Origin of the sequence: Paraneptunicella aestuarii (assembly GCF_019900845.1) — a bacterium.
Taxonomy (GTDB): domain Bacteria; phylum Pseudomonadota; class Gammaproteobacteria; order Enterobacterales; family Alteromonadaceae; genus Paraneptunicella; species Paraneptunicella aestuarii.
On sequence record NZ_CP074570.1, the window covers coordinates 542,006 to 555,075 of the forward strand.

Genomic DNA, 13,070 nt, shown 5'->3' on the forward strand with positions numbered 1-13,070 from the left:
TTTTTAAAGGTCGTTTAATTTAAACCCAATTTTTCGACATAATTAAATAATTAACTTAAGTAGCAACATGAAAACTATCAGGCACACTTATCTCTCTCTGGCAATTGGACTTGCTTTTTCCACTTCTTCTCTCGCCGCAACTATCAGCGGGAAAATTACCGACACCGATGGACGTCCGGTAAAAAATGCAGAAATCACAATTGAAGGCACTAATGTTCAGACCTTCTCTGCGGAAGACGGCAGTTACTCTTTGGATAATGTTGATCCTGAACATGTTCATCTTCATGTGTATTCAACGGGTCATATCCATGGAGATCGTGATATCGGCGAGATTCCTGAGAAACTGGTCGCGGACTTTGTATTAACCCCTACCAGCGTAGAAAACATTGTTGTTACTGCTAATTCACTACAAACATCTGTATTAGAATCGGTCACTCCCGTATCAGTGCTAAGTGCGGAACAGTTGCGTAAACAACAAGCTCCAACCTTGGGTGAAACGCTAAAATCGACTCCTGGTGTTCACAGCAATTATTTTGGCCCGGTTGCCAGTAGCCCAATTATTCGCGGTACTGATGGCCCAAGAGTCAAGATTGTGCAAAATGGTTTGGACAGTTCCGATGCTTCCCGTATTGGCCCTGATCACAATGTTGCCAGCGATACCTCGTCAGCGCAGCAAGTGGAAGTGCTTCGTGGCCCTGCGACCTTACAATATGGTAGTGGTGCCATTGGTGGAGTTGTGAATATCGTTGACCGTCGTATTCCATCTTATGTGCCAGATGCATTGGAAGGCGAAGTTGAGCTTCGCTATGAAACCTCAGGAAATGAGCGTTTTGGCAAGATGGACATAACGGGTGGCACAGGTAATGTGGCATTCCATTTTGATGCTTATGATCGCAAGACCGACGACTACAGTATTCCGGGCTACGCATTAAGTGAGCCTCACGAAGAAGATGAATCTGGCACGTTAGAAGGAAGTGCTATCGACACCAGCAACTACACCGGTGGGTTGTCTTATGTGACAGATAAGGGCTATGTCGGCTTTGCTATTCAGACATTGGATAACTTCTATGGTGTTCCGGGGCATTCTCATAATGCGCATGAAGATGAACATGCCGATGAAATGGATGCTGGTGAAGAGCACGAAGAAGAAGCGGTCAATTTGCAAGTGGATATGGATCGCTATCAGTTATCGGGTGAGTGGTTCGCGCCGATTAAAGGCATTTCTACAGTGAAGTTCCGTAGTGCTTACACCGACTATCAGCATACGGAGCTCGAAGGCGAAAATGTCGGTACGATTTTCACCAATAAAACCAAAGAAGGCCGTATTGCGATTCATCACGATGAATTTGACGGTTGGCATGGTGTAGTTGGTTTGCACTATAGCAATACCGACTTTGCAGCGATTGGGGACGAAGCTTATACGCCACCCAGTGAAACTGACAGTATTGCTTTGTACCTATTAGAAGAAAAACGCTTCGAGAAAGTGACGGTGCAGTTTGGTGGTCGTTTGGAATCTACCGATTTAAGTGCCGACCCTGTTACCGTCGATTTGTTGCTGTATGAAGCGCATGACGAGGCTGCTCACGAAGAAGGGCATAATCAAGAAGAGCACGATGAAGAACATGCAGGTGAAGCACTGAACATTCCTTCATTGTCTTTTACCAATGTATCTCTTTCTGCGGGTGCGAACTGGGAATACACGCCGGGCTATTCTATTGCCATTTCCCTTGCTCGTTCAGAGCGGGCACCTAGCCATCAGGAACTATTTTCTGCCGGTAATCACCTTTCAACCCAGACTTATGATTTAGGTGCCATGTTTGTATTGGATGGTGAGCATGTCGAACTAAATGAAGCAGGTGTTAAAGAAGAAGTAAGTACCAACATTGACATTACCTGGCGTCGTTATATTGGTGATTGGGGCATTACCGTTTCTGCTTTTTACAATCAGGTAAATGATTACATGTACCAAGCCAATACCGGATTTTATGCAACGGAAATAACGCATGATCATGGTGATGGTGAAGAGCCTGATGTTGCTGATGAGCATGAAGCTGAAACTCAGGGGTTCCCTGTTTATCGTTTTGTGCAGGAAGATGCTGATATCTATGGGTTGGAAGCGCAAGCTAACTACCGCATTAATGATGTTTGGAAATTGGACATTTATGGTGATTATATCCGTGCTCAAGTGGATTCCGACAATCTACCTCGAATTCCACCACTGAGAATCGGTGCTGAACTAGGGTTTGAAGTGCAGGATTGGTACGGTGATGTTGAAGTGGTCTGGTATGACGACCAAACTGATGTGTCTGAATTCGAAACGGCGACCGACGGTTATACCTTGGTCAATATGAGCCTTAACTACCAATATCAAGCCGCTGATTTGGATTGGATCTTCTTTGTTCGCGGCACCAACCTGACTGACGAAGAAGCGCGAGTTCATACTTCATTCCTGAAAGACCGAGCACCGTTACCAAGCCGAGGTGTGGTTATGGGTGTGAGAGCCAGTTTCTAGCTGCTCAATTAACAAGTTCATAGTGTAGGACACACAGGGAAGTGGGTTCCTTCTGCAACATTTTGACTTCCACAAACTCAATGATTTCCATTCTATGCCTTGCAATTTGTTGATGATGGCGGCACAGTGACAACTTACTAAAAGGGATTAAAAAGTAAACGCAAAGGAGTTGCTATGTCACTTGCCATCGTTCATACCCGAGCCAGCCTCGGTGTTGAAGCACCACTCATTACCGTTGAAGTTCATTTATCCAATGGCTTACCGGCTTTCAATATTGTCGGTCTGCCAGAAGCGTCTGTCAGAGAAAGTCGAGACCGGGTTCGTAGTGCCTTAATCAATTCGCACTTTGAATTTCCATCCCGGCGTATAACGGTTAATTTAGCGCCCGCCGACCTGCCAAAAGAAGGCGGACGTTTTGATCTCGCTATTGCTATTGGCATTATCACTGCGGCTGGTCAAATTGAACCAGAAGCCATTCGTGATGTTGAGTTTGTCGGTGAACTTGCGTTATCGGGAGAGCTAAGAGCTATTCCCGGTATCTTGCCTTTTGCTATCGCGGCGAAAAAAGCGGGTAAGCAAGTGTTCATGCCGGAAGGCAACGTACCTGAAGCGTCACTTCTCAAAGATCTCACGATTTATCCTGCCTCTCACTTAGCGCAAGTGTTTCGACATTTGGTAAAACAGGAAATACTCGAACCTGCCATTGTTGGACAATTCGTCGATGATAATCCGGATTTATTGCTGGATATGCAGGATATTGTTGGACAATCATGTGCGAAGCGTGCATTGGAAATTGCTGCCGCGGGTGGTCATAATATCTTGTTTTCAGGGCCTCCTGGCACGGGGAAAACCATGTTAGCCAATCGGCTTCCCGGCATATTGCCACCGATGACCGAAGAGGAAGCGTTGCAATCTGCCGCGATTGCTTCTATTTCTAACAAGGGCAAGATATCGGAGCATTGGTTGCAGCGTCCGTACCGCTCCCCTCATCATACAAGTTCTGCCGTGGCACTAGTTGGAGGAGGCAGTAATCCAAGGCCAGGAGAGATATCGTTAGCACATCAAGGCGTGTTGTTCCTTGATGAACTCACCGAATTTGACCGTAAGGTTTTAGACGTTTTACGTGAGCCAATGGAGTCGGGAGAAGTGTGTATTTCTCGAGCCGCTCGTCAGGCCGTTTTCCCTGCTCGCTTTCAACTTGTTGCCGCTATGAACCCCAGCCCTACTGGTGATGCCGATGATGGGCGAACCAGTTCAGAGGTGATCTTGCGTTATTTAAATCGACTGTCGGGCCCATTCCTTGATCGTATCGACTTACAAGTCGAAGTGCCTCGTATTCCAACCCACGCATTTTCTGATGAAATTCAGCGTCAGGGTGAAACCAGTGCAATCATCCAGCAACGAGTGATTCAGGCTCGAAATCGTCAATTGCAGCGATGCGGTAAAATTAACACTGAAATGTCGGGTTCTGATATCAAACAACATTGTAGTTTAAATCAGGCTGATCGCCAGTTTCTGGAAAGTGCTGTTACTCAACTGGGGCTTTCTATTCGTAGTTACCACCGGATTCTCAAAGTCGCTCGCACTATCGCCGACTTGCAACAAGAAGCCAATATTCAGCGTGAGCATCTCGCCGAAGCGATGAACTATCGGGCGCTGGAAAGGTTGATACGGCAGTTGAAGAACAATTAGCTTTTTTATCGAGCTGGAATTTTCCTGCTTTAGGGATATACCTCCTTGTTTCCAGGAAGCTGATGCAAAAATGCATTAATCGCGGGTTCTTCCGCGCGTTTTACCAGGCAGGTTAAGCCTAGGCGATAGGGCTCAATATCAGGGACTTCGAGCATATTGATTTTGTTACTAATAACAGAGTGTTGCAGTACGATTTTGGGAATGAAGCCAATACCGCAGCCCAATGCCACCATGCTGGCGATGGCTTCGTTACCGCCCACATTGGCGTAAATGTTGGGTTTGATATCGTGTTCCTGGAGCCAGTTTTGTACGATCCGTTTTGATGGCCCCGATTCGGGTAGCACCATTGGCGTATCTTTCCAGCTAATGTCTTTAATACTGTGAATTCCCATACTGCTTGGCGTTGCCAATACCAATGGAATGCGATCCAATTCGTAGAAGGTTAATTCCTTGGGAAAGTGAGGAGTGTGTATGGCGAAGGCTAAGTCCGACTTTTGCCCTAACACCCATTGTTCCGATTCACCGGGGTCGCCGGTAAAAAGCTTGATTTCAACTTGTGGATACTGAAATCGGAATCCGTCTAACAGGCTGGGTAAATGGCTAATGCTGGCTGTGACCGAGCAGAATATAGTGAGCTCGCCGCGAAGGGCTTCGTTGTGTTGGTCGATGTCTTGTTTTAATTCCTGCCATGCCATCAGAAATTCATCGCAGAAATCCAGTACCTGTTTACCTATGGCCGTTAGCTTTACCGAGCGGTTATTGCGAATAAACAAGTCTGCACCACATTCTTCTTCTAAACGTTGAATCGCACGACTCAATGTTGATGGGCTAACGTACATCGCATTGGCTGTACGTGAAAAATGCAGAGAATGTGCTAAGTGTTGAAACAGGCTTAAGGTGCGAATGTCCACAGAAAGTGCTCGTTTTTTCTATGTTGCATAATATGAAATAAAGTATTGCATATATATCATTTTAAACAATATAAAAAAGCGAGTATCGTTGTCAGCAAGTCAGGGCAGTGATGAAAGTCACCACGCGCTTTACTAGGTGGCTTCACTAGATGATCCGTCACTTAGTGATAATCAAATGTGTGTTTACAGCCTTGCCAACAAACAAAAACAACAAAATCGTTAATAGTGTTTTAGCAGTAAATTATTTTCGACAGACTCAGATTTAATACAGGTTTTATAGCATGGCAAACTACTTCAATACCTTGTCGTTACGCGAACAGTTGACCCAATTAGGGCAGTGCCGTTTTATGCAGCGTGAAGAATTCGCTGATGGCTGCCAGTTTTTGAAAGGCAAAAAAATCGTCATCGTTGGCTGCGGAGCACAAGGTTTAAACCAGGGCTTGAATATGCGTGATTCAGGACTGGATGTGTCATACACACTGCGTCAGGCTGCAATTGATGAGAAACGTACCTCTTTTCAGCGTGCCAGTGAAAACGGTTTTACAGTAGGGAATTACGAAGAAATGATCCCTACGGCGGATTTGGTTTACAACCTGACGCCAGACAAACAGCATTCCAGCGTTGTCGATGCCATCATGCCATTGATGAAGCAAGGCGCGACACTGAGCTACTCTCACGGTTTCAATATCGTGGAAGAAGGCAAGCAAATTCGTTCTGATATCACTGTTGTTATGTGTGCTCCCAAGTGCCCGGGAACAGAAGTGAGAGAAGAATACTTGCGTGGCTTTGGTGTTCCAACCTTGATCGCGGTTCACCCTGAAAACGATCCTAAAGGCGAAGGCTTGGCGATTGCCAAAGCACTAGCTTCAGCGACGGGCGGTGACCGAGCTGGTGTATTGCAATCTTCGTTTGTTGCAGAAGTAAAATCTGACTTGATGGGTGAACAAACCATCCTGTGTGGTATGCAGCAAACAGCAGCGATTTTGGCTTATGATAAGATGGTGGCAGAAGGCGAGGACCCCGCTTATGCCGCCGCTATCGTCCAGTATGGTTTGGAAGCAGTTACCGAGGCTTTAAAAATTGGTGGTGTGACTAACATGCTGGATCGCCTTTCCAACCCCGACAAATTGAAAGCCATCACTTTGTCTGAGGAGTTGGAATCTTTATTGCGTCCTCTGTTCGAGAAGCATTTTGATGACATTATCTCGGGCGAGTTTTCCAGAACCATGATGGAAGACTGGGCAAATGACGATAAGAACTTGCTGACCTGGCGTGAAGAAACTCAATCTACCGGGTTTGAGCGTGCGCCTGTATATGACGGCAAGATCGACGAGCAAACATTTTTCGACAAGGGTATCTTCCTGATTGCCATGATCAAAACTGGTGTTGAGGTGGCGTTTGAAGTCATGGTAGAAGGCGGGATTTTACCTGAGTCGGCTTATTATGAATCACTACATGAAACTCCGTTAATTGCAAATACGATAGCGCGTAAGCGCTTGTACGAAATGAATGTGGTGATTTCGGATACTGCAGAATATGGCAATTATTTGTTTGCTAATGAAGCAGTGCCTTTATTGCGTGAAAAGTTAATGCCTGGGCTAGACAAAATGTTGGTTGGTGTCGGTTTAGAGCAGAAGGCTAGCAAGACTAATAGCGTAGACAATCTGGCGTTAGTGGCAGCCAATGCCAAACTGCGTCAACATCCAGTCGAAGTTATTGGCGCAGAGTTACGTGGTTACATGAAAGATATGAAAACTATCGTGGAAGCTACTAAGTAGGTTTTGGTATTCAAACTTTTCCTTTCAATTGACAGTTTCTGTCGTTAGGTGCTTGCCGAGCACTTGTTAGCCCTACCTTTGGTAGGGCTTTTTTTATTCTTCTATCAAAAGAGCTAACGCACCAAACAATCCGGATCGTTGCCCTAATCCGGGTGGAACGATAATCTCATTGAAAGTGATATTCTCGGGAAGTGACATATAACCCGCCAAGCTTTGTTCTGTTTCCTGAATCACTTTTTCAAGTAATCCGGGCTTCGCCATTACGCCGCCGCCCATGACGATTTTCTCAGGACTAAAGCTCACTAATAAGTTATGGCAAAGTCGTCCCAATACTTTAGCTTCGACTTCCCAAGCCTTGTGATTGTCGGACAATTCTTCGGCTGGTATACCCCAGATTTTACCCATGGATGAACCAGCAGCTAAACCCTCAATACAACTGCCATGAAATGGACAGACACCGGAAACCCCATCAATATCACCTATTAACATATGACCAATTTCAGGGTGAATAAGTCCTTTTAAAGACTTGCCATTTATCACTACGCCGCCACCAATACCTGTTCCAACGGTAACGTAAATGCAACACGAAGCTCCTTGAGCCGCTCCCCAACGATACTCGGCTAAAGCGGCTGCGTTTACGTCGGTGTCAACGTTCACGTCACATTGTAGATTTCGCTCTAATTGTTGGACAATTGGGGTGTAAGACCAATGCGGTTTTGGAGTGGCGGTGATGTGTCCGTAATGCTTTGATTCCTTGTTTAAATCCACGGGGCCAAAGGTGGCTAATCCAAGTTGGTCGAAGTGGTATCCCTGTTCTTTTTGTGCCTGAAAAAATGCGATGGTTTCATGCAGTGTTTGATCTGGCGTTGTGGTTGGGATCCGGGTTTCGGCCAAAATATTGCGGTCTGCATCGACAATTGCGCAATTGAATTTTGTCCCACCAGCTTCGATCACGGCATATAACTTGGTCATGTCACCCTCGTACCTAGAATTCGTTTTCATAAATTTTTCACGCCCCCTTATCAAACGAATAAAACGTTTAAGTTTGATAGGTGGAGGTGATGAGTTTTAACATCCTTAATCAGGGTTGTTAGTGAACTAGCGTCCTTGCCAATTTTATTTAGTCGGGTTGGTATCTATCTAATCAGATTGGTAAGTTGAATAATACTTCTCATGGTGAGTTTTATTCAACTTTATTTCGTGTGGTTTTTCGAATTATTAGCTTGGTACTAACCGAAATATCCTTGGAATCGCCACCTAACAGTAGTTTTGCGGCTAGTTGTCCTTTATTCACATTCTGCTGGCACACCGTTGTCAGGGGCGATTCGGCACGAGAGGCTTCGGGAATATCATCGAATCCTACTACCTGTAGATCTTCGGGAATATCCAGTGACATGGATTTAGCAACGCGCAATACGCCTAGTGCCAATACGTCGCTCATGCAAATAATCGTATCGGGTGGCTCTGTACTACCCAGTATCTGCCGTGCCACTTCCTCGGCTATTTCGGGTGTATTTTCAGGGGTATGCCAAATATGATGAGCGGGTATTTCAATATTCATCTTATTGGCGGCACGCAAGTATCCCAATAAGCGTTTATATGCAACATCCTGTTTGGGGTGTTCTAAATCATCAGGGGTTAATGGTGTCGATTCTTTTGCCTTGGTCAATCTCAGTCCTACGATAGCAACTGAGCCATGACTATGTTTCAGGGCGTGTAGAGCGATCTCTTCTGCGGCTGATTCGTTGGGCACTTTCACATTGGGAAGTCCTTCGGGGTCGAAATCTACCGCTACTATTGGCTTGCCTAATTTGTGAATACGTTCGAAGCAATCTCCCGAAGGAGTGCCATAGAAGATAAATCCATCAGGCAGAGATTCGATAGTGCTTTGTTCTCTTCCAGCCAGCTCACTTGATAGCAAGAGTAACTGTTTGCTGTGCTGAACCAGTACATCAGAAACCCCTTGCAGAAATTGGCTGGCAACAGGATCTGAAAAGTTATAGGAAAGGGAATCGGCCAAAACGACAGCAATGACATCGGATTTTCCCCTACGCAATGAACGTGCAGCGAGGTTCGGCCCGTGATATCCCAGATTGTGAGATTCAGTGAGAATTTTTTCTCGTAATTTTTGTGAAAGTTGACTTGGACGGTTAAAGGCATTGGATACCGTAGCCGTTGAAACACCCAGTATGCGGGCGACATCTTTCAAATTTAATGGCTTGTTATGATTCGGCATCTTACATCGATGTAAAAAAAATGTATCAGGATGAGAACAATAGCATACTGAGGCTAGATGTTAAGCTACTTCTGGCTTTATGGGACTAATGTCTGATTATAATTTGCGCAGTTTTTAGTGTTTTTATTTTGTTCTTGGTGAATGGGTAATAAAAAAACTCAACGTGCTCGTTTCATACGCAAATTTTCATCTGGCAAGTTCAGATGAAATAATTGTTGTGAACCGCTAAAAATATGACTTTCATGGTTCTTGAAACAGCAATAAATCCGGTTTCTACACACAATATACTTTCCTGCTTTTCAGCAATGAGGTTTAATTTCTGCAAATTATTTAAAGCAATCAACTTTGCTGCTAGTACAAGTCGAGCCTAACTCATGAATTTATCTGTATACCTGCGTTCCATTGGGCCGGGCATAATATTCGCTGCCACCAGTATTGGTGTTTCTCATGTTGTGCAATCAACGCGCGCTGGAGCAGATTTCGGCTACAGCCTGATCGTGTTGGTGATTTTGGCTCATTTGGTGAAATGGCCGTTTTTTCAAATGGGGCCTCGTTACGCATCCGCGACAGGTGAAAGCCTATTGCAAGGCTATCGTAAGGTTGGAACATGGGCTTACCGATTGTTTATGCTGCTCACCGTCTCAACTATGTTCATTGTTCAAGCTGCGGTAACCATCGTAGCGGCAGGTGTGCTAGCCAATATCTTCGATACAGGATGGTCAATATTTACCTGGTCAGCGCTGGTGTTGTCTGCCTGTATAGGGTTATTGCTTTCTGGTGGTTATCGTTGGCTGGATAAGAGCTTGAAACTCATGATGGTGGTATTTGCCATTACCTGTGTTATTGCGCTTGTTGCGGTATTGGGTAAGGCGCCGGTGGCGCAAGACTGGAATAGTGTTTCTGTGGATTATTGGGCTCCTGCCAGTATCGCTTTCATGGTTGCCTTGGTTGGTTGGATGCCGACCACTATTGAAGTGTCGGTTTGGCAATCGTTTTGGGTTGTCGAGCGCAACGCGCAATCCAATGAAAAGGGCAGTAATTCGCAAGCCTTATCTGTCAAAGATAAAAGCGCTGCCAGCGTGTTTGATTTTAATCTTGGCTATTTGTTTTGCTTGCTATTTGCCATTGTATTTGTGGTGTTGGGAGCACGTTTATTGTTTGGCAGTGGTGAAACGTTAAGTGGCAGTGCGATAGGTTTTTCTGCTCAACTGATTCAGATCTTTGTCTCTGCCTTAGGGGATTGGAGCAAACCCGTTGTTAGCCTATTGATTTTTGTTGCCATGTTTTCAACCTGTATTGCGGTGGCTGATGGCTTTAGCCATGTCGTGAGTCGCGCTGTGCAGGGACATGAGTCATCTCATGTCGATTCATTGAAACAGCATCATAAGTGGTATCGTATTTGCGTGTTGTTGATGGCTGTCGGTGGATGGTTAGTGATATTTTGGTTTTCTGGCCAGCTTAAAAGTTTGATTGATTTTGCGACCACCATTTCTTTCGTTTTCGCGCCTTTCTTTGCTTATATCAATATTAAAGCCATGCATCTTCCAGTGATTCCGGAGGAAGCTAAATTGACAAAGAACTTCATGCTGTATACCTGGGCTTGTTTTGCTCTGTTACTGGCCTTTAGCTGTTTTTATGTGATGTGGCGCTTCTTTTAGTTAGTGCTCAGTTATCTGTGTTCTATTGTTGTTGTGTTCGTATTGGTGGTTTCATTACAAGCTATTGAGACCCTTTGGTGCCCGTGTTACAGTCCGCGCCGGTAAAAAATTAGCACTCTCTATTTCTTTGACTGACAGAAACTCATTACTATGGCAAGAACATCATCCTGTATTTCTACATCACCAATCTTTGTAATTGCGGCTTTTTCAACCCTGACTTTTTCGGGTTTTTCTTTGGCAGATCCTGCAACAGAGAATAAGACCCTGTTGCTTGACGATATTGAGCGAGTGGTTGTCAGTGCTCAACGACAAGATTCCTTGCTACTGGATGAAAGCAGTAATGTCAGCGTGTTGAATAATGCCGACATCAAGCTGATAGACGCAACACATATCAATGAGTCGCTTATGCGAATTCCTGGAGTATGGATAAGCCGGGGTAATGGTCAGGAACACTTAACAGCAATTCGTTCGCCTGTCTTGGCTGGAGCGGGAGCTTGTGGTGCTTTTTATATGGCTGAAGATGGCATCTCGCTGCGTGCTCCGGGCTTTTGTAACGCCAATCAATTATTTGGTGTTAACAGCGAGCAAGCGAGCCAAATCGAAGTAATTCGTGGCCCAATGAGCACCTTATATGGTGCGAATGCATTACACGGCATGGTGAACGTTATCTCACCCGATGCCACTTCGCTGCCTGAGTTGGGATTAGCGCTGGAAGCGGGGGCTCATGGCTATACTCGTGGCAAGTTCACTGTTTCAAAGCAAATGAATGAACATGCTTTTGCTGCTTATGGACATGCAACTCAAGACGATGGCTATAAGGACGATAGCGGCTACGGGCAGCAGAAATTGAATCTGGTTCACCAATTTCATAGCAATGAGTGGCAGGTGAAGAACTTGTTGTCTTTTACGAATTTGAACCAGGAAACTGCGGGATTTATTGAAGGTTTTGAGGCTTATAAAGATCCCTCTCTCAAGGAAAGTAATCCTAACCCTGAAGCGTATCGCGATAGCCAATCATTTCGTGGTTACAGTCAATGGCGCTATCAAACTCAGGACAATGAGTATTATCAAATTACACCTTATGTACGTTATCACGACATGACCTTCCTGATGCATTTTGTGCCTTGGAAACCCGTTGAAAACAACGGTCATAAAAGCGTGGGAATGCAAATGCAGTATTATCGAAAATTCAACGATATCGAGCTGATTAGTGGTCTGGATTGGGACTTTACCCAGGGCTGGTTGTCTGAAGTTCAGGAACAAGGATTCGCCCCTCATTTGCCGCAAGGCACTCATTATGACTATGAAGTCGACGCTGCAAATTGGTCTCCTTTTGTGAATGTGTCATGGCAAGTATCAAATGAATTAACCATTGATGCCGGCATTCGCTACGACGACACCGAGTACGACTACAACACGCTGGCTCCTGCGGGTTCGGCCTGTGCGCCAGCAGTGAATAATTGCCGCTTTATACGCCCTCAGGATCAAGGAGTTTCTTTTTCGGATTGGTCGGTTCGCTTGGGAAGCAATTATGCCGTAGCGCAGAATCATAGAATTTATGCGCAATATGCTCGTGGTTTTAGACCGCCTCAGGCTACTGAACTATTCCGTTTGCAAGATGGGCAGCAAATCACGCAGTTGGATTCAGAATATATGGAATCCTTTGAAATTGGGGTTCGTGGTGCGGCTGAAAACTGGTTTTACGATGTTACCTGGTTCGATATGAGCAAGAAGAATCATATTTTTCAGGATACTCAACGGCAAAATATCGATAATGGTGAAACCGATCATAAAGGTGTTGAGCTGGCCGTAAAATGGCAGTTTTTACCAGAATGGTACGCTTCTGCCAGTGCCACTTTTGCCGAGCATAAATACGCGAATGATATTCAAATCAGCTTTTCTGGCAGCATTTTGGGCAATGAAATTGATACTGCGCCAGACAAGATCGCTAATGCTGTGATTGGGTGGCGTTCTGAACAAGGGCATAGTGCTGAATTAGAATGGGTTTTGATGGGAGATTATTACGTTAACCCTGAGAATACGGCTCAATACGCGGGGCATGAATTAGTGAATTTACGTGCTGCATGGCAAGTGTCTGAACAATGGACATTATCGGCTCGCTTATTGAATCTATTTGATAAGGATTACGCGGAACGCGCAGATTTCGGTTTTGGTAATTACCGATATTTTGTAGGGGAGCCAAGAGCTTTGTATGTCTCGGTTGGTTATCAGCTGTAGTAAAACCCAACAGGATGGCGGCTTAATCTGCCATCCTTTGTATTA

The 13,070-nt window shown here is 45.1% G+C and carries 8 protein-coding genes; 5 read left to right on the forward strand and 3 right to left on the reverse strand.

Features of this window, described 5'->3' with window-relative positions; translation table 11 throughout:
• Positions 1 to 67: 67 nt before the first annotated feature.
• The gene (locus KIH87_RS02295; RefSeq protein WP_232359928.1) at positions 68 to 2,512 is read left to right on the forward strand and encodes a TonB-dependent receptor; all 2,445 of its coding nucleotides are present in this window, start codon (positions 68 to 70) and stop codon (positions 2,510 to 2,512) included.
• A gap of 174 nt (positions 2,513 to 2,686) precedes the next feature.
• Positions 2,687 to 4,204 carry a YifB family Mg chelatase-like AAA ATPase gene (locus tag KIH87_RS02300; protein ID WP_232359929.1) on the forward strand — a complete coding sequence of 506 codons (1,518 nt, stop codon included), beginning with the start codon at positions 2,687 to 2,689 and terminating at the stop codon, positions 4,202 to 4,204.
• Positions 4,205 to 4,233: 29 nt separating this feature from the next.
• Here KIH87_RS02300 and ilvY read toward each other — a convergent pair whose 3' ends face one another.
• Complete coding sequence (ilvY, locus tag KIH87_RS02305; protein WP_232359930.1) at positions 4,234 to 5,115, reverse strand: HTH-type transcriptional activator IlvY; 882 nt, start codon at positions 5,113 to 5,115, stop codon at positions 4,234 to 4,236.
• Between the two features lie 281 nt (positions 5,116 to 5,396).
• On the opposite strand from ilvY, the gene ilvC reads away from it, so the two are divergent.
• Complete coding sequence (ilvC, locus tag KIH87_RS02310; protein WP_232359931.1) at positions 5,397 to 6,893, forward strand: ketol-acid reductoisomerase; 1,497 nt, start codon at positions 5,397 to 5,399, stop codon at positions 6,891 to 6,893.
• A gap of 93 nt (positions 6,894 to 6,986) precedes the next feature.
• Here ilvC and KIH87_RS02315 read toward each other — a convergent pair whose 3' ends face one another.
• Both KIH87_RS02315 and KIH87_RS02320 read right to left on the reverse strand, forming a co-directional pair.
• Positions 6,987 to 7,865, reverse strand: a complete 879-nt coding sequence (locus KIH87_RS02315) for an ROK family protein (protein WP_232359932.1) — start codon at positions 7,863 to 7,865, stop codon at positions 6,987 to 6,989.
• Positions 7,866 to 8,076: 211 nt separating this feature from the next.
• On the reverse strand, positions 8,077 to 9,129 hold the full coding sequence (locus KIH87_RS02320) for a LacI family DNA-binding transcriptional regulator (protein ID WP_232359933.1): 1,053 nt from the start codon (positions 9,127 to 9,129) through the stop codon (positions 8,077 to 8,079).
• Positions 9,130 to 9,503: 374 nt separating this feature from the next.
• Between KIH87_RS02320 and KIH87_RS02325 the strand changes: the two genes are divergently transcribed.
• Positions 9,504 to 10,787: an Nramp family divalent metal transporter gene (locus tag KIH87_RS02325; protein ID WP_232359934.1), complete on the forward strand. Its 1,284-nt coding sequence runs from the start codon at positions 9,504 to 9,506 to the stop codon at positions 10,785 to 10,787.
• A 150-nt stretch (positions 10,788 to 10,937) separates the two neighbouring features.
• On the forward strand, positions 10,938 to 13,025 hold the full coding sequence (locus KIH87_RS02330; RefSeq protein ID WP_232359935.1) for a TonB-dependent receptor: 2,088 nt from the start codon (positions 10,938 to 10,940) through the stop codon (positions 13,023 to 13,025).
• The last annotated feature ends 45 nt before the right edge of the window (positions 13,026 to 13,070 follow it).

Excerpts from the sequence above, each read along its gene's own strand:
- KIH87_RS02295 (WP_232359928.1), top strand. The coding sequence starts at position 68 with ATGAAAACTATCAGGCACACTTATCTCTCTCTGGCAATTGGACTTGCT.
- KIH87_RS02300 (WP_232359929.1), top strand. The coding sequence starts at position 2,687 with ATGTCACTTGCCATCGTTCATACCCGAGCCAGCCTCGGTGTTGAAGCA.
- ilvC (WP_232359931.1), top strand. The coding sequence starts at position 5,397 with ATGGCAAACTACTTCAATACCTTGTCGTTACGCGAACAGTTGACCCAA.
- KIH87_RS02315 (WP_232359932.1), bottom strand. The coding sequence starts at position 7,865 with ATGACCAAGTTATATGCCGTGATCGAAGCTGGTGGGACAAAATTCAAT.
- KIH87_RS02320 (WP_232359933.1), bottom strand. The coding sequence starts at position 9,129 with ATGCCGAATCATAACAAGCCATTAAATTTGAAAGATGTCGCCCGCATA.
- KIH87_RS02325 (WP_232359934.1), top strand. The coding sequence starts at position 9,504 with ATGAATTTATCTGTATACCTGCGTTCCATTGGGCCGGGCATAATATTC.
- KIH87_RS02330 (WP_232359935.1), top strand. The coding sequence starts at position 10,938 with ATGGCAAGAACATCATCCTGTATTTCTACATCACCAATCTTTGTAATT.